20 protein-coding genes, 1 tRNA gene and 1 pseudogene are annotated in these 22,472 nt (G+C 68.0%); 13 read left to right on the top strand and 9 right to left on the bottom strand.

What is annotated here, in order from left to right; translation table 11 throughout:
- Positions 1-20 precede the first annotated feature (20 nt).
- Genes ACLJPD_RS03025 through ACLJPD_RS03015 form a run of 3 tightly spaced genes read right to left on the bottom strand, consistent with a single transcriptional unit; the run spans position 21 to position 5,539 of the window.
- Positions 21-3,701, bottom strand: a complete 3,681-nt coding sequence (locus tag ACLJPD_RS03025) for an arabinosyltransferase domain-containing protein (RefSeq protein WP_410870153.1) — start codon at positions 3,699-3,701, stop codon at positions 21-23.
- Between the two features lie 39 nt (positions 3,702-3,740).
- Positions 3,741-4,667: a serine hydrolase gene (locus ACLJPD_RS03020; protein ID WP_410870152.1), complete on the bottom strand. Its 927-nt coding sequence runs from the start codon at positions 4,665-4,667 to the stop codon at positions 3,741-3,743.
- Positions 4,664-5,539 (bottom strand): LysR family transcriptional regulator, encoded by an 876-nt coding sequence (locus ACLJPD_RS03015; protein WP_410870151.1) that lies wholly within the window; start codon positions 5,537-5,539, stop codon positions 4,664-4,666. The genes ACLJPD_RS03020 and ACLJPD_RS03015 overlap by 4 nt, the downstream gene beginning before the upstream one ends.
- Positions 5,540-5,707: 168 nt before the next feature.
- Between ACLJPD_RS03015 and bla the strand changes: the two genes are divergently transcribed.
- The gene (gene bla / locus ACLJPD_RS03010) at positions 5,708-6,625 is read left to right on the top strand and encodes a class A beta-lactamase (RefSeq protein WP_410870150.1); all 918 of its coding nucleotides are present in this window, start codon (positions 5,708-5,710) and stop codon (positions 6,623-6,625) included.
- Here the strand turns inward: bla and ACLJPD_RS03005 are convergent.
- On the bottom strand, positions 6,618-7,226 hold the full coding sequence (locus ACLJPD_RS03005) for a TetR/AcrR family transcriptional regulator (protein WP_410870149.1): 609 nt from the start codon (positions 7,224-7,226) through the stop codon (positions 6,618-6,620). The two genes, bla and ACLJPD_RS03005, sit on opposite strands and share 8 nt — an antisense overlap.
- A gap of 35 nt (positions 7,227-7,261) precedes the next feature.
- Between ACLJPD_RS03005 and ACLJPD_RS03000 the strand changes: the two genes are divergently transcribed.
- The 8 genes from ACLJPD_RS03000 (at position 7,262) to ACLJPD_RS02965 (ending at position 14,453) form a co-directional block, all read left to right on the top strand.
- Positions 7,262-7,669, top strand: coding sequence for a RidA family protein (locus ACLJPD_RS03000; protein WP_410870148.1), 408 nt, complete (start codon positions 7,262-7,264; stop codon positions 7,667-7,669).
- Between the two features lie 151 nt (positions 7,670-7,820).
- Positions 7,821-9,032: an SGNH/GDSL hydrolase family protein gene (locus ACLJPD_RS02995; protein WP_410870147.1), complete on the top strand. Its 1,212-nt coding sequence runs from the start codon at positions 7,821-7,823 to the stop codon at positions 9,030-9,032.
- A gap of 198 nt (positions 9,033-9,230) precedes the next feature.
- Complete coding sequence (locus ACLJPD_RS02990) at positions 9,231-10,643, top strand: ATP-binding protein (protein WP_410870146.1); 1,413 nt, start codon at positions 9,231-9,233, stop codon at positions 10,641-10,643.
- A complete protein-coding gene (locus ACLJPD_RS02985) occupies positions 10,640-11,050 on the top strand; it encodes a roadblock/LC7 domain-containing protein (protein ID WP_410870145.1) in 411 nt (136 codons plus the stop codon). The genes ACLJPD_RS02990 and ACLJPD_RS02985 overlap by 4 nt, the downstream gene beginning before the upstream one ends.
- Entirely contained in the window at positions 11,047-11,391 is a 345-nt protein-coding gene (locus tag ACLJPD_RS02980) for a DUF742 domain-containing protein (RefSeq protein WP_410870144.1), read from the top strand. Before ACLJPD_RS02985 ends, ACLJPD_RS02980 begins: the two co-directional genes overlap by 4 nt.
- A gap of 52 nt (positions 11,392-11,443) precedes the next feature.
- Positions 11,444-11,986 (top strand): GTP-binding protein, encoded by a 543-nt coding sequence (locus ACLJPD_RS02975; protein ID WP_410871900.1) that lies wholly within the window; start codon positions 11,444-11,446, stop codon positions 11,984-11,986.
- The gene (locus ACLJPD_RS02970) at positions 11,983-13,236 is read left to right on the top strand and encodes a cytochrome P450 (RefSeq protein WP_410870143.1); all 1,254 of its coding nucleotides are present in this window, start codon (positions 11,983-11,985) and stop codon (positions 13,234-13,236) included. The genes ACLJPD_RS02975 and ACLJPD_RS02970 overlap by 4 nt, the downstream gene beginning before the upstream one ends.
- 29 nt (positions 13,237-13,265) lie before the next feature.
- Positions 13,266-14,453: a cytochrome P450 family protein gene (locus ACLJPD_RS02965; protein ID WP_410870142.1), complete on the top strand. Its 1,188-nt coding sequence runs from the start codon at positions 13,266-13,268 to the stop codon at positions 14,451-14,453.
- 51 nt (positions 14,454-14,504) lie between these two features.
- Here ACLJPD_RS02965 and ACLJPD_RS02960 read toward each other — a convergent pair whose 3' ends face one another.
- Together ACLJPD_RS02960 and ACLJPD_RS02955 are read right to left on the bottom strand one after the other, a co-directional pair.
- Entirely contained in the window at positions 14,505-15,650 is a 1,146-nt protein-coding gene (locus ACLJPD_RS02960; RefSeq protein WP_410870141.1) for an acyl-CoA dehydrogenase family protein, read from the bottom strand.
- A 254-nt stretch (positions 15,651-15,904) separates the two neighbouring features.
- Positions 15,905-15,977, bottom strand: a tRNA-Glu gene (locus ACLJPD_RS02955).
- Positions 15,978-16,087: 110 nt separating this feature from the next.
- On the opposite strand from ACLJPD_RS02955, the gene ACLJPD_RS02950 reads away from it, so the two are divergent.
- On the top strand, positions 16,088-17,041 hold the full coding sequence (locus tag ACLJPD_RS02950) for a DNA polymerase domain-containing protein (protein ID WP_410870140.1): 954 nt from the start codon (positions 16,088-16,090) through the stop codon (positions 17,039-17,041).
- 71 nt (positions 17,042-17,112) lie between these two features.
- Here ACLJPD_RS02950 and ACLJPD_RS02945 read toward each other — a convergent pair whose 3' ends face one another.
- Entirely contained in the window at positions 17,113-17,673 is a 561-nt protein-coding gene (locus tag ACLJPD_RS02945; RefSeq protein WP_410870139.1) for a GlcG/HbpS family heme-binding protein, read from the bottom strand.
- 237 nt (positions 17,674-17,910) lie between these two features.
- Here ACLJPD_RS02945 and ACLJPD_RS02940 point away from each other — a divergent pair, with 237 nt between their 5' ends.
- Together ACLJPD_RS02940 and ACLJPD_RS02935 are read left to right on the top strand one after the other, a co-directional pair.
- Complete coding sequence (locus ACLJPD_RS02940; RefSeq protein ID WP_410870138.1) at positions 17,911-19,098, top strand: sensor histidine kinase; 1,188 nt, start codon at positions 17,911-17,913, stop codon at positions 19,096-19,098.
- Between the two features lie 11 nt (positions 19,099-19,109).
- Positions 19,110-19,736: a response regulator gene (locus ACLJPD_RS02935; RefSeq protein WP_410870137.1), complete on the top strand. Its 627-nt coding sequence runs from the start codon at positions 19,110-19,112 to the stop codon at positions 19,734-19,736.
- A 14-nt stretch (positions 19,737-19,750) separates the two neighbouring features.
- Here ACLJPD_RS02935 and ACLJPD_RS02930 read toward each other — a convergent pair whose 3' ends face one another.
- A complete protein-coding gene (locus tag ACLJPD_RS02930; RefSeq protein ID WP_410870136.1) occupies positions 19,751-20,245 on the bottom strand; it encodes a DM13 domain-containing protein in 495 nt (164 codons plus the stop codon).
- A 394-nt stretch (positions 20,246-20,639) separates the two neighbouring features.
- Here ACLJPD_RS02930 and ACLJPD_RS02925 point away from each other — a divergent pair.
- Positions 20,640-20,966: pseudogene (locus ACLJPD_RS02925) on the top strand (transglycosylase family protein); the annotation flags it as partial.
- A gap of 42 nt (positions 20,967-21,008) precedes the next feature.
- On the opposite strand, the gene ACLJPD_RS02920 reads toward ACLJPD_RS02925, so the two are convergent.
- Positions 21,009-22,283: a PucR family transcriptional regulator gene (locus ACLJPD_RS02920; RefSeq protein ID WP_410870135.1), complete on the bottom strand. Its 1,275-nt coding sequence runs from the start codon at positions 22,281-22,283 to the stop codon at positions 21,009-21,011.
- Between the last annotated feature and the right edge of the window lie 189 nt (positions 22,284-22,472).

Raw genomic sequence — 22,472 nt, 5'->3', positions numbered from 1 at the left:
CGGTTCGCGTTTCCCGGACGTCAGCTGGTCTTGATCGGGGAGTCGGTGGTCAAGCCCCAGCGGGTTTCGGTGTGGACGGTGATGTCCGCCGGTGGGGCGGCGACGGTCCGGGTGAGGCGTTGGAGTTCGCCCCAGTCACGGGTCCAGTCGTCGGCCAGGTAGGCGGGGATGGTGCGTGACTGCATGAGCAGGCCCGTCCAGCCGAGGGGGCCGCCGCCGGTGTCGCCCTGCCAGGTCTCGGAGACCTGGGCGTTGAGCTTGTCGGGCTGGATGCGCCAGATCGGCATCTCGGCGACGCCGTTGCGGTGATCGAACGGACGCTGGCACGGGAATGCCAGTCCCACATGCCAATCCGCGAGGATCGGATCGGAGGTGCCGACGACGGTGTTCAGACTCGACAGTTTCGGCAGGCGCGGTGGGGTGATCGCGAGCCACTGCATGGGGTCGGGCTCCGCCGCGTCGACGACCAGTCGAGTTGCCGTAGTGCCCGCGGGGATTCGATCCAGTGCGACCGGGAGGTTGCGCCAGCCGGGAGCGCCACCGACTGTCGGCGGAATCAGATCGCCGAGGGTGGTGGTGGTTCCGTCCTCGGCACGTCGAGCGAACTCCACCCGTAGCCGCTGCCCTGGCATGCGTGAGCCGTCGGGCGCTGTGGACTCGATCCGCCCGGCCACTGTCAGGATCACCACTCGATACGACGGATTCTGCTGTGCGGCAGCTAGATCCAGCCGATACCACTGCGTCGTCAGCTGGGTGCGTTTCGGCTCGCCGCTCGAGTAGCTGCCGAGGACCGGCGTCCGTTCCGGAGCGAGTCCGAAGGGCAGTGCCGCCGTGCTCCCGTTCACCCCGGTGACCGTGGGCCCGGAGGTGCCCGGTGCTCCCGGCGGGCCCACATTCGGGCCGCTCGGGGGTGCCCCGGTGGGACCGCCTGGTGCAGAGCCGTTCGCGCCGCCCGGCGACCCGTTGGTGCCTGGAGAAGCGCCGGCACCCGGGCCTGCGCCGGGTCCGCTGCCGCCGGGGCCAGGGCCCGAACCTGAAGGCGGGGCCGAGGATTGGCCGGGTCCGGGGTCAGGGGCGAGGCTGCCGATACCGTTCGGGGTGAAGCCGGTGTTCTCGGCGGCCAGCCCGTCGGCGACGGTGCCGCTGTACGGGGTGAGCAGCGAGTCCGCCGTGTTGGTCTCGACGAGAACGTCATCGGCCATCGCGCACCGATCACCCGCCAAGGCGCGAAGATTCGACAACCCGACCGAGTAGGCCGGGTACTGCGAAACAGCCGCAGAGGCAAGCGATCCCACTTCGAACAACACCATGGCGGCCGCGGCGATCGTCAGTGGCGCGACGGCGGGGATTTTGCGTCGAGGGACACCGTCGGTGTTCGGGGTGCCGCGTACGTCGTCGGCATCGTCTCCCATATCGACGGCATCCGCCAAGGGCGCTCGGTAGTACTGGCGCAAGGCGGTGACGAGGACGGCGAACGCCGCGGCGAGGAGCAGGGTGGACAGGTCGATGCCGCCGAGGGCGGGGGCGCGGTCGGGCCAGGGGACTCCGTAGCCGGAGACGTACCACCAACCGTTCGAGCCGGTGAAGCTCACGGCGAGCAGGAACAGCACCGCGGCGGCGAACAGGGTTCGGAGATAGTTCCGGCCGACGCGGATCAGCGCCACCGCGGTGATCGCGGCGAGTGCGGCGGCCAGGCCCGCGTAGACGCCGAAGTGGTGGGTCCACTTGGTGGGGGTGAACATCATCAGCAGCAGGGCCGTGCCGACCACGGCGAGGATCCGGGTCACCGGGCCACGGGCGGTCGCGGGGATGCGGCCGTGGCGCAGGGTCGCGACGATGCCGACGGCGAGGCACAGCAGCATGGCGAGGACGCCGAAGCGCCGCGCCAGGGAGCCGTCGGGGTTCACCGACAGCAGGGAATCCCAGCGTGTGCGTTCCTCGAACCAGGACAGGTCGGGACCGACGAGCTGACGGACGCGGGTGGCTTCGAGGACGGTCGAGAAGGTGTGGTCGGCGAAGACGACGACTAGCACGAGGGTGCCCGCGGCGACGATCGGCGCCAGGAGCGCGGTGTACCGCAGGAACGTGACTCCGCGCGCGGCCTCGCCCGAATCCGGTCTGGCGCGGGCGATGATCGTTCGGAGTACCGGACGCGAACCGGCCAATAGCGCTGCCACGCAGATCAATCCGGTGGGGCCCGCCGCGAGGGAGAACGCGGCGACAAGTACCGCGACGGCGGCGGGCAGCAGGCGGCGGGTGGCGATCGCGCGTTCCATCGAGCACCAGGTGAGCAGGGCGCCGACCGCGATCAGCGGTTCGGGGCGCAGGCCGTTGTTGTAGGGCAGCCAGATCGACAGGAACACCAGCGCCGCCGTCCAGCGCGCCATCCGGCTCGAACTCACCCCGGAACCGAGGCGCGGCAACACTTCCCGGCTGAGCACCAGCCAGCACACGAACCCGGCGAGCACGGCGGGCAACCGCATCCACAGCCCGGTCTCGCCGACCCGGGTCATCTGCGCGAGCACCTCGTACGGCCACCCGAACGGCGCCTCGGCGACCTGGAACCACCGGTAGTAGTTGGCGGTGTAGCCGGCTTCCTTCGACGCACGCGCCATCGTCAGGATGTAGCCGTCGTCAGAACTGTTGGCGCCGATCACATGCCAGACGGCCAACGTGCCCGCGACCACCGCATCGAGACCGGTGAACCGCCACCAGCGTGCGGGCAGAACGCGCCGCGCACGGCGTCCATCGCGAGTGTCGCCGCGGTGCAGGCAGATCAACGCGAGCAGTGCACTCAACACCGCCCCGATGATCGCCGCCAGCTTCGGGCCACTCGGACTCGACGAGAACCGCGCATCGATCTCGGCATGCAGCCGAGCATCTCCCATCCGACCGCGATCCAATTCGGTGAAGACCCCGACCACCTGCGGCCGCACGTCGGCGTCCACAGTCGTCTTCATCGCCGACCCGTCGGCCCGAGCCATGCCGGTGAGCTCGGCGGTCGTGCTCGTCGCGGTGGAGACCACGGTCAGCGCGCCGCATCCCGCCGCCCGCCCATTCCCGGGCGCAGCACCTGGCATCGCCGCTCCCGGATCGCTCGGACCAGTCGGCGGGTTGGTGGTCGACGGCGGTGCATCGCCGGGCCGATTCGGCCCAGCCGAGCCGGAAGGGGGCGCGCTCCCGGCGGGAGGGCCGCCGCCCGGCGGAGTGCTTTCACCGGCGGGAGCGCCGGTCGGTGGGGCAGCTCCTGCGGGAGGGGGTTGCGGGCCTTGCTGGCCCTCAGCGGCGGAACCGGGTGCGACCCCCTGTGCACCTCCTGCGATGTCCGCGATCGAGGTACTCAGCAGCAGCTTGTCGCGCAGCACGACGGACAGGGTTCGGCCGACTCCCGGCCGGTCCTCGATCCGCGCGACCAAACCCTTCGACCCCGCACGCGGCGCCTGCGCGGGAACCGTGGACAGCACGGTCCCTCCGGTGAAATCGCGTAACGCCGTGCACGGAATGCTCAGGTCGAGCGATAACGGCACGTAGTCGACGAGCGGGGCGCTGAGTTGCATCGACTGGGGCTGCGGCCAATCCAGGCTCGCACGCTGTTGCTGAACAGGCAGCAACGGAGTCGCCACCGCCAGCACCACACCCAGCGCCCCCGCCGCGATCCCGATTTTCTGTACTCGGCCGAAGCCGGAAGAATCTCCACCCACAAGCGATGATGCTAGCCACGGTCGGGTGTGGGGTGTCGGTCAGCGCGGTCGGCGCAGTTCGGTGACGGCGATGCGTGCCGCCTCACCGATCGCGGCATCGACCACTGGCAGCATCGGGTCGGCCCGGGCGGCGCGGGTGAAAACCGCTACCGCCACCGGTGTTTCGCCGGGGAACTCGATGACGGCGACCTCGTTGCGGATCACGCCGATGGTGCCGGTCTTGCCCGCGACGAGCACGCCGCGATGCGGGAATCCGGCGGCGATCCGGTGCGGCCAGATCTGCTTGCTCATCACCGTGCGCGCGAATTCGGCGCTCGCCGTGGACAATATGTCCCCCGCCCACAGCTTCCACAGGAACCTGGTCATCTCTTCGGGCGTGGTCGCGCTGGCGTAGGAGGGGTCGTAGGCGGCGACGGTCCATGCCTCGTCGTTGTCGGCCAGCGCCGCGAAAGCCTCTGCGGTGCTGTGGGTATCGGTATCGCGGACCAGACCGCGGTGCTGATCGGCGGTGCCGCCGACGATACGGGTATCCGCCAGATCCAGTTCGTGCACGAGCTCGCCCACCGCGGCGAGGCCGACCTCGCCGAGCAACACATCGGCGGCGGCATTGTCGGACACGGTCATCATCGACGTCGCCAGATCGCGGCGGCTCAACGTCACCGGATCATGCAGTGCCGCAATGCCGGTGGGGCCCGGCGTGCAGTCGGCGGGGTCGATGGTGAGTCGGCCCGCGGGGTCGATCAGGCCGCGATCGACCTGTCGCAGGAACGATGCCAACAGCAGCAGTTTGTACACCGACGCGATCACCACCCGGTCGTGACCGCCGACGGAAACCTCGCCGGGGGAGCCGTCGCAGCGCCGGGCGTGCAACCAGCCGACACAGCCCGCGTCGGCGAACACGGCACGGATCCGGCTGGTTGCCGAATCGGGCCGACTGTCCACTTTCGCCGCATCGAACGTGCTCATCGCAACCGCTCCCGATAGAGAACTCGATCCACGGCTTCGGCCTGGGCGCCGGCATCGGCTCGGCGAATCACCCTGACCCGCACGGCAATCGACTGCGGCGCCAACGTCAACCACGCCACCCCTGGCGTCGATGTCGGCGGTGACGCGGTGACGCCGAAGCTGGTGCCCGCGGCGACGGCGGCCAGTACCGCCCGATCGTCGGGAGCCGCGAGCGGTGGGGCGTCCAGCCCGCGTTCGCGCAGCAGATCGGTGATGCTGTCGAAGGCGGGCGGGTTCGCGGCGCGCGGTGGGTGGGCGAAGTTCAGCCCGGCGAGCATCGGGAAGATCGGCCGCTCGGCGGTGGTGGTGCGGTGATCGGCGGGCACCACCAACCAGCGCGGCAACTTCATCACCGGCCCGGCCTCCACCCCGTCGACCAGCGCCGGATGTTCGATCACCGCCACATCGCAGACACCGGCCCGCACCTCGGCGACGAGATCGACGGTCGTGCCGAGCGTCGTCGCCACGCTGCCACCCGCCGCGCGCAGGCTCGTGACGCACGCGGCGACCAGTCGGTCGGGCAGCGCGCTCGTCGCCGCGAATCGCACGGTCCCACTGAGCTGGGCGATCCGCTGTGATTCGGCGAGCAACCGGTCGGCGTCGTCGACGAGTAGCCGAGCGCGCGGCAGCAGGTGCCTGCCCGCGGTGGTGAGCAACGCACCCTGGTTGGTGCGGTGGATGAGTTCGACGTCGAGATGCTGTTCGAGGCGGCGCAAACCCTGCGACAGCGGAGGTTGGGTCATGTCGAGCGCCGCTGCCGCCCGCCCGAAATGGCCCTCGTCCGCGACAGAGACGAAGAACCGGAGGTGGCGGATCAGATCCATATCGGCCATTGAACCAGCGCGCCTGCGGTGACTCGGCCGATCCGCCGCGACGAGCTGGTCGGGATCTGCCTTTCGCGTCGACTTACCGCCACTGACCTGTGGTGATATCGAGTGCGACTCGTCCAGGCCGCTGTCCGATATTGGCCCCGAAGCGGCCCGCGATGATGTTGTGCACCGGTGACTTCCTCCACACTGACACCCCGCTTCCGGACCCGGATCGCCGCCGTCGCGCTGGCGATCTCGGCCGTGACCTTCACCGCCTGCTCGAGCAACGGCGCCGAACCGGCGCCGAGCACTTCGGCCACCGCGCCCGCCACCGCGTCATTCGACGATATGGAGACGAAATACGGTGCCCGACTTGGTCTATCGGTCGTCGACACCGGCAGTGGTGCGACGGTCGCCTACCGGGAGGGTGAACGGTTCCCGATGGCGTCGACCTTCAAAGGTTTGGCGTGCGGCGCTCTCCTACAGGCGCATCCGCTGTCGACCGGCTATTTCGACCAGGTCATCCACTACACCGCGGCCGACATCGTCGTGAACTCACCGGAGACGGAGAAGCACGTCGACACCGGCATGACCGTCACCGCCCTCTGCGACGCGGCGATCACCCAGTCCGACAACACCGCGGGCAACATGCTGCTCCGATTGCTCGGCGGCCCGGAAGGGTTCACCGCATTCCTGCGCACCCTCGGCGACTCCGTCTCGCGCCTGGACCGCTGGGAGCCCGAGCTCAACACCGCCGTCCCCGGCGACGAACGCGACACCACGACTGCCACCGCACTGGTCGCGAACTACCGCGCCCTCGTCCTCGGCACCGCCCTCCAAGAACCCGAACGTGCCCAGCTCGCCACCTGGCTGAAAGCCAGCAGAACCGGTGCCAAGCGCATCAAAGCGGGCCTGCCCGCCGACTGGATCGTCGGCGACAAAACCGGCTCCCCCGCCTACGGCTCCGCCCTCGACGTAGCCATCGCCTGGCCACCCAATCGGGCCCCGCTCGTCCTCGCTGTCCTCACCACCAAACCGGATCAGAACGCCGAACCCTCCAACGAACTCGTCGTCGAGGCAACGAAAGCCGCTGTAGCCCAGCTCAACTGATACGCCAGCCCGACGCCACCGACCGCGCGCAACGCTGCGGATCATCACCGGCTCCTACGAATAATGCTGTGAGCAAGGGAATTCCGTAGCCGAGCGCGGCGGGCGGGAGCGGTCCGGTCGCGACCAGACCAGCGAGTCCGTGTCCGATGGCCCAGCTCTGTGTGGCCAGATCCAGCGGATCCATATCAGCCTCGAACCGGCCGATCGACCTGGCCGAGTCGGCTGCCCGTACGAGGCGGTCCAGGGTGGCGTCGGCGGCGTTCGCGTCCTCGAGTGCGAAACCCGCGTCGAACATCACCCGGTAGAGATCGGGATTGGCTAGGGCGTTGGCGAGGTAGGCGCTGCCGAGAGCGGCCAGATCGTGCACCGGATCCTCGGTGACCGGCACCTCCGCCAGCCGCGCCGCCAGTCGGGTGAACCCCTCCTGCCTGACCGCGCGCCACAGCCCGTCCATCCCGTCGAAGTAGGTGTAGACGGCCATCGTCGATACCTCGGTACCCGCGACGAGGCCGCGCAGCGTGACCGGCTGTCGTTCGCGCAGCAGCTGTGCCGCCCGATCGATCAGCATCGACCGCACTGCGGGATTCTTCGTCCTTGCCATGGCATCAGATTACATATCAATGCTATGTTATAGGCATGACGGTGGAACTGATGAACCCGGACGGGCTGCCCAAGCCGGAGGTATATCGGCAACTCTCGATCGCGACCGGGTCGCGGCTGGTCTTCCTTGCGGGGCAGGTCGCGCGCGACGGTGCGGGGAATCCGGTCGGCGAAGGGGACTTCGCGGCCCAGGTGGAGCAGGCGTACCTCAATATCGGTACCGCGCTCGCGGCGATCGGTGGCTCGTTCGACGACGTCGCGAAGCTGACGATCTATGTCGTCGACTGGAGTGCGGACAAGTACCCGCTGCTCGGTGAGGGTGTTGCCAGGGCGGCGGCGAAACTCGGTGTCGATCCGGTCAAGCCGATCACGTTGATCGGGGTGGCCGCGCTCGGTGAGCCGGATCTGCTCGTCGAGGTCGAGGCCACCGCCGTGCTCGACTGATCGGGGTTGCCACGCCCGGCGGTGAGGGCTCGCGGAGTTATCCGCGCGGGGTCTCCCAGAATGGGTGTCCTCACTTTCTGATGAGACGGATCCCGATTGCAGTGTTGAACTTTTCGCAATTCGCGACGCCCTCGCCGGCACGACTTCTTCGATGACGGTGCGACGGCGGTGGATCGCCGTGCCCGTCGCTGCCGTGGCCGCGCTGGTTCTGGTGGCGTTCGGTGTCCGCGATACCGAGACGTCGTGGTCGAGTGCGTGGGCGACCGCTGTCCAGTACCCGATCTACCAGAACTGGTCGGCGATGGGGTTCTCTGATCAGACTGTGCGACAGGTGATTCGACTGTCGCAGGAGGGGCCGGAAGTCAGAGTCAGGCTGTCGAACCGCTACGGCGAGTACCCCCTTCCGGTCGCGGCGGCGACGGTCGCCGCCAGTGCGGGTGGGGCCGCCGTCGTCCCGGAATCGGTGCGGGGGTTGACCGTTGGTGGGCGGTCCAGCTTCGTGATCGCACCGGGTGGTGAAATGGTCAGCGATGCAGTGCGATCCGTGGGCGCACAGGTCGCGATAACCCTGTACTTCGCGCAGCCCACCGGCCCCGCGACCCAGCACGGCCAGGCGCTTGCCACCACCTACCGAGCGAACGGCGATCACGCCGCCGATCCGTCGGCCGCGCCCTTCACCGATACCTCCCAGTCCTGGTACTACCTGGCAGGCGTCGACACCCTGCGATCGAGCACGGATGACGTCACCGTGGCCTTCGGTGATTCGCTGACCGACGGCTACCGCTCGACCCCCGACACCGACCAGCGCTACCCCGACCAACTCGCGGCAGTAGGTCACCACGGACCGGTGGTCAATGCCGGAATCAGCGGAAACAGGCTGCTCACCGACTCGACCGTGCTCGGTGACAGCGCACTGGCCCGCTTCCGCCGTGACGTCCTCGACCAACCGGGCGTCGGCACCGTCGTCGTCATGATCGGGATCAACGACATCGGTCTGTCGGGCAGCACGGGCCCGGACGGTGTCGTCTTCCCGCCGGTTTCGACCGACCAGCTCATCACCGGATTCCGCGACTTGATCGCGCAGGCGCGAGCGAAAGGTGTGCGCATCGTCGGCGCGACGATTCTGCCGTTCGCCGGTTCGGCGTACTTCTCGCCCGAGCGGGAGCGATTGCGCACGGAAGTGAACACTTGGATCCGGGAGTCGGGTGCCTTCGACGCGATGGTCGATCTCGAACAAGCGTTGGCCGCACCCGGTGATCGCACCCGCCTGGCCGACGGTTTCGACAGCGGTGATCACCTGCACCCCAATGATTTCGGCTACCGCGCCATCGCGATGGTGATCGCACCCGCGCTGGCCACGTGATCACTGTCTCGCTCCTGCCGCCCCGACCAGGCCCGATGCTGACCCGCGCCCCAACGGCCGGTGAACCATGTTCGGTCGAGTGGCAGGTCGGGGTAGCGCTCTATATGCTCGACCCCGACTTCGAAACAGGCTGCCTGGCTGCGTGTTTGATCGACCACTGATGGCTGGGGGCCTGTGAGTACCGCGGAAGCACTGCCGATGGCGCAGACAGTAACCGCACCGGGAAAGTCCGGTGACAGCGCTGGATCTGTGGTGCTCGGCGCCGGGATGGCGGTGCTGGCGATCGCCGCCGTGACCGCGGTGTTCGCGCCGCGGGCCATCGGCATCCCGATACTGGCCGCCGCAGGCGCCGCGGTGCTGATCGGTTGCCCGGCGATCTGGTACGCACTGCGCCAACGCGCACAGGCGCGCGCGAGTCTGGCCACCGCCGAGCGAGCCGAACAGCAACTGGCCGCCACGGTGGCCGAGGCGAGCGCACGGCTGACCCAGGCCGACGAGCACACCGCCTCCTACGCCTGGGAAGCCCAGGAGAACTCCCGGCGGGGCTCGGCGGCACTGGCCGCGTTCGCCGGCGCCGCGGGCCGCATCCAGGCGATGACCACCTCGATGCTGGCCGAACTGCGGGAGATGGAACACCGCCACGCCGATCCGCGGGTGCTCACCGACCTGCTCCACATCGACCACCGCACGGCGCAGGCGGGCCGCCTCGCCGACAGCATCGCGGTCCTGTCCGGCGCGCGCACCGGCCGTCGCTGGGCCAAACCTATTGCGATGGAATCGATTCTGCGCGGCGCGATGGGTCGCGTCGCCGGGTATCAACGCGTGCGCCTGCGCGCGATCGCCGAGATCGGCATCGCGGGCCACGCCGCCGAAGGCGTGATGCACACCCTCGCCGAGCTGCTCGACAATGCCTGCAACTTCTCCCCGCCCACCACCGAGGTGCACGTGTACGCCGCGGAAGTTCCCGCGGGTGTGGTGATCACGATCGAAGACAGCGGTCTGATCATGAGCGATTCCGCGCTGCGCCGCGCCGAAGCCGCTGTCTCCGGACGCGATCATCAGGGCAAGGGCACCGACCTGGCCTCGCTGTCGGGTACCAGGCTCGGGCTCGCCGTCGTGGGGCACCTGGCCCGCAAACACGAACTCACCGTGTCGTATCGACCGTCGGCGATCGGCGGCACCGCGGTGGTCGTCGTCATCCCCCGGGAGCTCACCGCTCGTGCCGAACGCCGCAGTCGCGCGGCGCTCACGGCCCCGCGGGTCGCCGAGACCACGTTGAGCCAGTTCGACAGCCCCATCCCCCGCAGGACCGACACCGGCACCATGGATTCGGGCGCCGTGGACACGGGCGCCTTGGACGCGGTGCAACCCCTCGGTCAACACGCGCGACCGGAGCCGAACGGCACCACGCCCTCGCTGCCCAAACGTCGCAGGGGAGACACCCTGGCCCAGGTCCACCCCGAAGGGCTCACCCCCACACCCATCACCGAGGCACCGCCTGCCAAACCCACCTCGTTCGGCGCCTTCCAGCGTTCCGCGCCGGGCCGCAACCTCACCAGCCACGAACCGGGCAGCGCCGCCGCGGCTCCCGACCCACAGGAGGACCGATGACCACCACCGCCCCCGCGAATCTCGGCTGGCTGCTCGAGAAGCTGCTCGCCCGCACCCCGCGAGCCAGGCACGCCCTGCTGCTCTCTGGTGACGGCCTGAAGATCTGCCACACACCGGAACTCGATGTGGATCGCGCCGATCAGCTGGCCGCGATCGCCGCCGGGTTCCAGAGCCTGGCGCACGGGGCATCCGTGGAGTTCGGTGACGGGCGTGGCGGAGTTCGCCAGTCGATGACCGAGTTCTACGGCGGCATCCTGTTCGTGGTCGAGGCGGGACGCGGCGCGCACTTAGCGGTGGTCGCCGCCGAGGACGCCGACGCCGGTCTGGTCGGGCACACGATGCACGAGCTGGTCGAACAGCTCGGTGAGCACCTGGCGGCCCAGCCCCGGCGCGGAGCGATCGAGTGACCAGGGCAGGTCGCGACGACGATCCCGATCGTTTCTATACGCTGACCGGCGGCCGGGCACCCGCGACCGAGGACTTCGACCTGGTCACCCTGGTGGTGAGCGAGTCGGCGCCCAGCGCGGGGATGTCCTCGGAACAGGTCGGGATTCTCGACCTGTGCCGGGCACCGACCGCCGTGGTGGAGATCGCGGCCGAGCTGCGCCTGCCCGTCGGGGTCGCCACGGTAGTGCTGTCGGACCTGCTGGCCGCGGGCAAGATCACCGTGCGCCCACCGCTGTCGGCGGCGATGTCGCTGGATGCTTCCACCCTCGAGAAGGTGCTCGTTGGACTTCGCAAGCTCTGAGAACGTGCCCGAGCGGGCTCGAGCACCGCTGCACAGCACGGCAAAGCACGGGTTGAAGATCGTGGTCATCGGCGGATTCGGGGTCGGCAAAACGACACTGGTGCGTTCGGTGAGCGAGATCAGGCCACTCGACACCGAGGCCACGATGACCGACGTGGGCACCGACGTCGACGACACCAGTGGCGTGCCGGGCAAGTCGACCACCACCGTCGCCTTCGACTTCGGCCGCATCACCCTCGACGAAGAACACGTGCTGTATCTGTTCGGAGCCCCTGGGCAGCAACGATTCTGGTTCCTCTGGGACCGGCTGTTCGCGGGTGCGCTCGGCGCGATCGTGCTGGTGGACCAGCGCCGGATCAGCGACTCCTGGTACGCGATCGACCGACTCGAGCATCAGAACACCCCGTTCGTGGTGGCCTGCAACGATTTCGGTGATTCCCATTCTCCTGACACGGTGCGCGCGGCACTGGATCTGGATCCGGCTGTGCCGTTGTTGATGTGTGACGCGCGCTCGCGCGAATCGAGCAAACAGGTACTGATCGCACTGGTCGAACACCTGTATTCCGCTGTCCCACAGGGAGAACCCGTCGCATGAGCACACCGACCGGCGCCTGCCCGATCACCGGCGCGGTGCCGTTGAGCGGCCCGGAGTTCCACATCGAACCGCACGAGGTCTATCGGCGGATGCGCCGCGATCACGGCCCGGTCGTCGAGGTCGAGCTGCCCGGCGGGTTTCCGGCGTGGCTGATCATCGGCTATCGCGAACTGCACCAGGTGACCAGCGATCCGCTACTGTTCCCGCGCGATGTGTCGCTGTGGAATCAGTGGGGCCGGGTGCCGGAGGACTGGCCGCTACTGCCGATGATCGGGCGCCCCATGCCCTCGATCTATTTCACCGCGGGCGCCGAACACCGCAGGCACCTGGCGATGGTGGAACCGGCGCTGGACGCGGTCGACCACTTCGAATTGCGCAGGGCCTGTGAGGAACTCGCGGATCGACTGGTCGACGGATTCTGTGGACGCGGCAGCGCCGACCTGGTCGCCGAGTTCGCGGTGCCGCTGCCGGCCCTGGCGCTGGCGCGCATTCTCGGCCTGCCCGACAACGACGCGGCAGACCTCGCCTTGACGATGAAGCAGCTCGCCGACGGTGGCGCCGACGCCCAGGCCGGGCACGCCCGTTTCGGCGAACACATGGCACGGCTGGTCGCGGCCAAACGGGCCCGTCCCGCGGGGGATCTGGCATCGCTGATGCTGGCCGACCCCGAGCCGTTCACCGACGAGGAGTACATGAACGACCTGATGGCGATCGCCGCCGCGGGTCACCTCACCACCGCCGACTGGCTCGGCAGCTCGATGCGGTTGATGCTCACCGACGACCGGTTCGCGAACGCGCTCGGCGGTGGCCGACGCAGTGTCGGCGAGGCCATGAACGAGGTGCTCTGGGAAGAGGGACCGACCTCGATCCTGGCAGGCCGGTGGGCCGCGCGCGACACTCGGCTCGCCGACAAGACGGTCAGAGCGGGCGACATGCTGCTGCTCGGTCTGGCGGCCGCCAATCTCGATCCGCATGTGCGCCAATCGTTTACCGACGGTGGCTCGGTGCCCACCGGCAACAACGCCCACTTCGCGTTCAGTTACGGCGAATACCGCTGTCCTTTCCCGGCGCAGCAGATCGCGGAGATCATCGCCAGGACTGGGATCGAGGTGCTGCTCGACCGGCTCCCCGATGTCGACCTCGGTGTGCCCGTCGACCAGCTCACCCGACGACCTTCGGCTTTCCTTCGGGGCATGACCGCACTGCCCGTTCGTTTCACACCGGTTCGACCCGTCGGAGGTTTTTCGTGAGTGCACCTTGCCCCTTTGCCATTGATCCCATGGTCGGTGACCTCAACGGGGAGACCGCCCGCCTTCGCGAGCTCGGCCCGATCACCCGGATCGACCTGCTCGGCGTGCCCGTCTGGACCGTCACCGATCACGCGGTCGCGCGTCAGCTGACCACCGACACCCGCCTGATCAAGGACATCAACGCCTGGTCGCTGTGGACCGAGGGCGTGGTGACCAACCAGTGGCCGCTGATCGGGATGGTCGATGTCGACCGTTCCATGTTCAATGTCGACGGCGCCGAGCACCGCAGGCTGCGACTCAAGACCGCGCAGGCACTGGCCCCGCGTCGGCTGGAGGAACTACGTCCGGTGATCGAGCAGCTCACCGCCGAACTGCTCGACGACCTCGAAGCGGCCGGTGCCGACGGCGCGCCCGTCGACCTCAAGGAGGTCTTCGCCTACCCGCTGCCGATGCGCGTGGTCGGCGACCTGATGGGCGTCGCGCGCAAAGACCACGCGCAGCTGCTCGACTGGTACAAGAAGTTCTTCTCGGTGATGACCCCGCAGGACGAGCGCCTGCGCGTGATCGGCGACCTCGACGTGTACTTCACCGACCAGGTCCGCCAGAAGATCGCGAATCCGGGCGACGACCTCACCTCGGCGTTCATCACCGCCGACGAGGGTGGCGAGCCGCTCACCGAGGAAGAGGCGATCGGCAATATCAAGGCCCTCGTCGCCGCAGGCCACGAGACCACCGTGAGCCTGATCATCAACACCGTGCGCGCGCTGCTCGGCGAGCCCGAGCAGCTGGCGAAAGTCCTGGCCGGCGACGTGGAGTGGAAGCAGGTGATCGAGGAGTCGCTGCGCTGGGACGGGCCGGTCTCGCACCTGCTGATGCGCTTCGCTACCGATGACATCACCGTCGGCGACATCGTGATCGCCAAGGGTGAGGGCGTGGTGATGTCCTACCGTGCCATCGGCCGCGACACCGCCGTGCACGGCGAGACCGTCGACGACTTCGACGTGACCCGCGCGACGGCCAACCGCCACTTGGCTTTCGGCTACGGCCCGCACATCTGCCCCGGTGCGGCCCTGTCGCGTCTGGAAGCCGCGATCGCGCTGCCCGCGCTGTTCGCCCGCTTCCCGCAACTGCGACTTGCCGTGCCCGACAGTGAGATCGGCAATTTGCCGGTGCTCACACAGAACGATCTGGCCGCGTTGCCGATCCTCCTGAGCTGACCGGCGACGCGTCGCGCCCGGTGGTCCTTCACCGGGCGCGACGCTTTTCTCCTACAGGCCAAGATCGCGGCCGATCAGTTCCTTCATGATCTCGTTGGAACCCGCCCAGATCTTGGTGACCCGCGCGTCCATCCACGCCCGGGCGACGCGGTATTCGCGCATGTAGCCGTAGCCGCCGTGCAGCTGCACGCAGGCGTCGAGCACCTCGTTCTGTACCTGCGCCGACCACCACTTCGCCTTCGCGGCATCGACCGCGGACAGCTCACCGACAGCGTGGGCGGCGATGCCCTGATCGACGAATGCCTGGGTCACTTCGACTTTGGTGACCAGTTCGGCGAAAAGGAACTTGTTGTACTGGAAGCTGCCGATCTGCTGTCCGAAAGCCTTGCGCTCCTTGGCGTACTGCAGCGTCTCGTCCAGGATCGCGGCGGCATGCGCGAGATTGGAGACCGCGGCGCCGATGCGTTCCTGCGGCAGCCGCTCCATCATCGCGATGAAACCGCGGTCGAGCTCGCCGATCCGGTTGGCGTCGGGGACCCGAACATTGTCGAAGAACAGTTCGGCGGTATCGGATTCGGGCTGACCGACCTTGTCGAGCTTGCGTCCGCGGGTGAAGCCGTCCATGCCGGTCTCGACGGCGAACAGGGTGATGCCCTTGGCCTTCTTCTCCGGGCTGGTGCGGGCGGCGACGATCACGAGATCGGCGTTGAAACCGTTGGTGATGAACGTCTTCGAACCGTTGACGATCCAGTCGTCGCCGTCGCGCACCGCGGTGGTCTTCAGCGCGGCCAGGTCGGAACCGCCCGACGGCTCGGTCATGCCGATGGCTGTGATGATCTCGCCGGTGCAGAATTTCGGGAGCCAGCGCTGCTTCTGCTCGTCGGTGGTGAGCTCAACCAGGTAGGGCGCGCACACGTCGTAGTGGATGCCGAACGAGGACGACAGCGCCGCGCCCGCCTTGGCCAGCTCCTCGCCGAGCACCGCGTTGAACCGGTAGTCGCCCGCGTCGCTGCCACCGAATTCCTCGGGCACACCGAGGCCGAGGTAGCCCAGTTCGCCTGCCGCGAGCCAGGTTTCGCGATCGATAGCGCGTTCTTCGACGAAGCGTTCGGCATTCGGCTCGATCGAGCGCTTGACGAACTCGGCGACCGATGCGCGGAAGGCGTCGTGGTCGGAGGTGTAGATGGAGCGCTTCATGGTGTCCTTTCGGTTCACGCAACAGGAACAGGCGGAAGGGACACGGCCCTGGCGGCCCGGAACGCACTCTCGGCATCGGGACGCGCAGCCGCTTCCTGGAGTTGCCGCTCCAACGCCGTCTGCTCGATCACGTCACCTCTCTGCACCGATTCCTACAGTGTATGAACCGAGCAACGTCTGTCAATATGTTGCACTCCGGGCACAAAGCGGGCACAAAAAACTCCCCGGTCACCATGACCGAGGAGTTCTCTCTGTAGCCCCGACGGGATTCGAACCCGCGCTACCGCCTTGAGAGGGCGGCGTCCTAGGCCGCTAGACGACGGGGCCAGAACAACAGCTCACCTGCGTGAGCCGCGCGGACATACGATAGCCGACGACCTGGTGATCGACCAAAACGGGTGGTTGACCGGGCGGTTGTCGCAGGGCAGGGTGGGGCCATGACCAGCAAAGAGCTGCGCGGCGGGATCGAGATGAGCAATCTGGATCAGCCGCTGTTCGACGGGGCCGAGGCGACCAAGCGGGATCTGGTCGACTACCTCGAGTTCGTGGGGGAGCGGCTCGTGCGGGTGTTGCGTGGGCGGGTGCTGTCGGTGGTGCGGGTGCGGCCGGGACAGGAACCGTTCATGCAGAAGAACCTGCCGAAATACACCCCGGACTGGGTGCCGCGGGCGACCGTGTGGGCGGAGAGCTCGCATCGGGAGGTCACCTACGCGTTGGGTGATGATGTGCGCACGTTGCTGTGGTTCGGGAACCAGCGAGCGGTGGAGTACCACCCGTTGTTGTTGCCGGTGGACCACAGCGCGGGGCCGACGCACCTGGTGCTGGATCTGGATCCGTCGCCGGGGCAGACGTTTCGAGACGCCGCGGCGGGCGCGCAGCTGATCCGGGCGGCGCTGCAGGCGGATGGTCTCGCCGGTGCGGTGAAGACCAGTGGTGCCAAGGGTTTACACGTGTTCGTGCCGGTCGAGCCGGGCGTCGCCATCGAGGACGCGGCGGCCGCCACGCGCGCGATCGCCGCTCGCGCCGAGCGTATCGATCCCACGGTGGGAACCACGGCGTTCATCCGCGAGGACCGAGCGGGCAAGGTCTTCCTCGACTCCACGCGAGCAGGTGGTGCGACAGTGATCGCGGCCTACAGCCCGCGCATCCGGCCGGGCGTCCCGGTCTCGTTTCCGTTGCGCTGGAACGACATCGACTCGGTGACGCCCGCGGACTTCACCCTGCGCACCGCCCCCGAGCTCCTCGGCGACACCGACCCATGGGTGACGGAAATGCCCGCACCACAAGCCCTTCCGGCCGATCTGATCGCCGAAGGCCACACCATCCCGATCGCCCGAGTCCAGGCCATGCACGAAGGCAAACGCCGGGCCCGCGCCCGGCGCACCGAGTAGCGGCCTGTTCGCGGGTTGCAGCGATGTCGTAACGCCCTGTCGCGCCATCGAATCCGTCAGTGCGAGAGATCTCAGCCGCCCAGCGACGCGACGCCTGCCTGGGCGAACTTCTCGTCGAGGTCGCCGCTCGGGGCCCCCGCCACGCCGATGCCCGCGATCGGGGCATTGTCGGCCTTCACCGGGGCGCCGCCGCCAAGGAAGAGGGTGCCGTCGATGTCGGCCAGGTGCGGGGCGGACTCGAGGCGCTTGGCCAGCTCGGTGGTGGGGGCGTTCCACGAGACGGCGGTGAAGGCCTTCTGCTGGGCGGCGGCGTAGGACTGCGGTCCCGCACCGTCGCCGCGCAGGGTGACGATGACATTGCCGTTGCGGTCGACAACCGCGACGCTCACGCGCTGGTTCTCCTTGGCGGCGGCGTCGAGAGCGGTCTGCGCGGCCTTGGTGGCGGCGGCGATCGACAGGTGAGTGGACTGGGCCAGGTTGGCGTCGGCGGCGTCGACGACGACGGGGGTGCGGGTCGCCGGGTCCTGATCCTGCGCCTGGACGGTCACGACGCCCACCACGCCGGCGGCGACGACACCAGCGGTGGCGCCGGCGATGATGAGACGGTTGCGGGTGCTGGACTTGGCGGACATGGCTGCTCCTGGATGGATCTCGGCCGGTCGGCGGTCTGCCGTGGCCTGTTGATATCCATCCTGTTCGCTCGGCGGCCCCGCCGAATCGGCGTAGTGGCTGCACTCCGCGGCCGGATCGGACGACACCCGGGTCAACCGATCGGATGACCCGCGCGGGTGATCGTCAGGGGAGAATCGGAGTTCGCCGAGGCCGAGCCCTTTCCGGCCGTCTCGATCTGGACCGACCGGAGGTGCGACATGACCCAGTTGCTCGGCGCCCAGCGCGACGACACGCGACTGCTCGCTGTCATCGTCCACAGCGCCTTCTACGTGCTGCTCGCCGCTTCGTTGCTGCGATGGCTGATCCGGCACAGCGAGACCCGTTCGACACCGCTGGTCGTCGTGCTCGCCGTGGTGATCGCGGTGCTGTACGCGCTGAGCGAGTTGCGGCAGTCGGGTCGGCTGGTGTGGTTCGCCCTGCTGGTGCTGACCTGGTCCGTACTGGTCGTGCTCGCGCCGAGTTTCGCGTGGTGCGCGGTGCCGCTGGTGTACACCGGGCTGCGGATTCTGTCGGTACGAGCCGCGGTGATCCTGGTCGTCGCGCTCACCGCACTGGTGGTGGTCAGCCAGGTGCGCATCGCGGGGTGGCTTGACCCGAACCTGGTGCTCGCCCCACCAGCCGTAGCCGCGGTGACGACGGCACTGTTCGTCGGGATGCGTCGTCAGGCCGAACGGCAGAAGGCTCTCATCGACGACCTCGTGCGAACCAGGAAGGAACTCGCCGCCACCGAGCGCAGAGAAGGCACCCTGGCCGAACGCGAACGCCTCGCGATGGAAATCCACGACACCCTGGCCCAGGGCCTGTCGAGCCAGCGCATGCTGCTGCAAGCCGCCGACCTGGTGTGGGACACCGATCCCGAACTCGCGCACACCCACCTGCGCTCGGCCGCCGAGATCGCCGAACGTGACCTCACCGAGGCCCGCCGCTTCGTCCACGACCTTGCCCCCGCCGACCTCGCCGCGAGCGGATCTCTCGCCGTCGCCCTCGCCGCGATCGCCGAGCGCGAGACCACCGGCACGCTGACGGTCCGCTGCCATATCGAGGGCCCACCGAGTCCACTGCCTCAGCGAGTGGAGGCGACGCTGTTGCGTATCGCCCAGGGCGCGCTGGCCAACGTGCGTGAACACGCCGCCGCCACTACCGCCACGATCACCCTGACCAGCCTCGACGACCAGATCGTCCTCGATATCGCCGACAACGGACGCGGCTTCGATCCCGATGACGTCGCCGAGCCCGCCGAGCATCGCGGGCACGGTCTGCCCGCGATCCGCGCACGGGTGCGTCAACTGGGTGGCACCTGCACGATCGAATCCGCCCCCGAGGACGGCACTGTTCTGACCGCCGCGATTCCGCTCGCCCTCAGCACACCGACAACCGACGACTAACATCGGCGGCTGTGACCACCGTGCGCTTGCTGATCTGTGACGATCACGCGGTAGTCCGCGCCGGCCTGCACGCGCTGTTGTCGAGCGCCCCCGGCATCGAAGTCATCGGGGAAGCAGCCGACGGACCGACCGCGGTCGCGCTCGCGGCGAGTCTGCTCCCCGACGTCGTCCTGATGGACCTGCAACTCGGCGTCGACATGGACGGCATCGAAGCAACCCGCCGCATCACCGCCCAGACCCCAGCCCCGCACGTGCTGGTCCTGACCACCTACGACACCGACGCCGACATCACCCGCGCGATCGAGGCGGGTGCCACCGGCTACCTCCTCAAGGCCGAACGGCCCGAGGAACTGTTCGCCGCCATCCACGCCGCCGCGAGCGGGCAGACGGCCCTGTCCGCCCCGGTCGCCGCCAAGGTGATGGCCAAGATGCGCAATCCCGGCCCCACACTCACCGCACGCGAGCGTGACATCCTCGGCCAGCTCGCCCACGGCCTCGGCAACCGCGAGATCGCCCGCGCACTGCACATCAGCGAGGCGACGGTGAAAACCCATCTGGGTCGTATCTACGACAAACTCGGCGTCGACACGCGCGCGGCGGCGGTCGCGGTGGCCACCGAGCGGCGTCTGCTCGCCTGAGGAAGCGGCCTAACCTACGCGGGATTCAGGGTGGCGGCGCCGAAGGACACCTGGAAGCGCTCGCACCAGATACTGACCGACTTCACCGTCGACAGGTCGGTCCCGGCGGGCAGTTCGTAGTTCTGGTTCCCCTCGTTGCCCTTCAGTGAACCGAGGTCGATGTGGTTGCCGTCGTCGAAGTTGTGCCAGTCGTCGACGATGACCGGCTGATCGGTGAGCCAGACGCGCAAGGCGGGACCGTCGGAGGTCTTCAGGTCGACGATCCGCAGCACAATGGTGCCCTCTGACGTGCGCTGGAGCTGGACGGTGCCCGAGGTGTCGTGCTCGTGGGAGAGCAGGATGCCCTCGGCGATCACCGGCGGTGGCGCACCGTCCACCGCGACGATCGGTGCCTCGTCGACGGTCACAGTGGTGAACAAACGCCATGGCTGGAACAGATACAACCCGACAGTCACCGCCGCGATCAGGCCGATGCCGATGACGGTGAACAGGGTCCGACGAGTGCTCATTGCGCCTCCTTGTGACCCATCATCCCCGGCGCGACATCCACAGGGTGCCCGAATTGCCGGAGAAGAAACGTGACCGGGCTCTCTTAATCGTTATGAGCCCCGTCACATCGAGGGGCCTTAACCACAGTAATGTGATTACGGATTTATTACGGCCGACCTGCGAGGAACACTGTTCCTTTGGACAACGCCCGCTACAAACAGCGTCGTGATCGGTACGTGATCTCAGCGAGCATTCCAGCTACATTCGATCACGGCTTGAACAACAACCGAGCCGAATCGAATCGTTGAACGCCAGAAAGCCTGCCCCACGATTCGAGGATCCCCGACACGACTGAGGGGCAGGGACGCGGTAATTTCCAGCACCGAGTCGGTGGGCGCAGACAGGAATGCTTATATGTCTTTCAATCGCAAGTTCACCACCCGTGCCCTTGGTATTGCCGCTGTTGCCGGCGCGATGATCGCCGTTCCGGCCGGTCTGACCACCGCAACCGCTTCGGCGAACAACTGGGACGCCGTGGCGCAGTGCGAGAGCACAGGCAACTGGAACATCAACACCGGTAACGGCTACTACGGCGGCCTGCAGTTCTCGCAGAGCACCTGGGAAGCCTACGGTGGCAACGGCACCGCCGACAACGCCAGCCGTGAAGAGCAGATCCGCGTGGCCGAGAACGTGCTGGCCGCGCAGGGTCCCGGCGCCTGGCCGACCTGCAGCGCCTACCTGTAAAAGTGCGCTGATGTAAGACTTTCCTTGTCGGGAAACGAATTACCCGCTATTCGATGCACACATCGAATAGCGGGTTTTTTCGTTGTCGAGTGAATCCAACCGATATACCGTGAGTGATGCGGCGAGCATGCGCGAATCCGTCGGATCGGCAGGGTCGAGACCGGTGATTTCGGCAATTCTGCGCAGTCGGTAGGTAAAGGTATTCGGGTGCACGTGAATCAGTCGTGACGCCGTCTTGCGGTCGGCGCCGTGCACGAGATGCGCTTCCAGTGCGTCGATCAGGTGCGGACTGCTCAGGAGCGGAATCACCCGCTGCGCCAGACGTTCTCGGGCCGGGCCGGGGCGGGTGAGCTGATATTCGAGCAGCAGATCGTCGAGTCGATAGCAGCCGCCGGGCTTGCCGCGCAGTCGCGCCAGCTCGGTCAGTTCGGTCGCGTCCTTGGCCGCCGCCGGAATCGCCGCACGGCTGACACCGGAGAATTCGGCCAGATACACCGGCACACCGAACTGGGTGCGCAGCCGGTCGGCGAGTTCGTCGAACTTCGCCGCGTCCCCGATGTCGGTTTCGGAACCGTGACTCAGCAACGCGATGCCGTGGGTGCCGTCGAAGGTGGCCGGGGTGGTGGTACCGGTGAGTTCGTCCAACGCACGCTGCAACACCCGGATCCGGCGCCGGGTCACCAGATTGGCCGCCGTGCCGACACGCGGTGGCTCGCTCAGATGGATCGCCAGCACGGTGTACTGGTCGGCGAGGACGGTGTCGGCGCGGGCCGCGAGCTCCTCGGCGGGCAGGCCGCGTACCAGCGCCGAACACAGCTCCCGGCGCGCCTCGCGTTCGGCGTGGTAGATCGACTGCTCGACCTCGGTGTAGGTCTCCACGACCGAAATATTGATGTGGCGCAGCAGGTCGAGCAGTCGGCAGCCGACCCGCGCCATCTCCGCGGTCTCGGTGGGCAGGGCCAGCGACAGGGCCTCCGCGAACACCGACTGCGCCGACCCGTGGATCGCGCCGATCAGCATCGGCAGTGGCAGCCGGTCCTCGGCGTGGCGCTCGGCGACCGGGCCGACGAACGCCGCGACCTCGGCGTAGGTGAACTCCCGATCGGCGCCGATCGCCTCGAGCACCGCCCGACCGCACGCGTGGATGGTCGGCAGTACTTCCGCGGTGAAGTGGCCCTCGGGCAGTTCGGCAGGTGCGTTGGCGCCCAGACCGGCGGCGAGCATGCGCTCGGAGATCTGTGGCCATCGCGTCAGCAGGCGAGCGGTGAGCGCGGGCAGCGCGGGGAGTTCGGAGACGGGGTGTTCGGCGAGCATGGCTCGATTGTGGCCGACGACAGGAGCGAGCAGGACCTTCCGATCGAAAACGACCAGACCTTGGCTTCCGCGCCAATGTGGTCCAGAGTTTCTCGTTGTCCGGTGCAGTGACAGCACTGTGGCCTGGGTCATAGATTCGCAGAGCGCGTCCGAGCTGGTTCGCTCGACGCGGATCTACGGAAGTGACTC

This window comes from Nocardia sp. A7, assembly GCF_046549215.1.
In the GTDB taxonomy this organism is placed as follows: Bacteria; Actinomycetota; Actinomycetes; order Mycobacteriales; family Mycobacteriaceae; genus Nocardia.
Note: the sequence above shows the minus strand (reverse complement) of the source record. Positions and strands in the feature narration are given on the sequence as shown.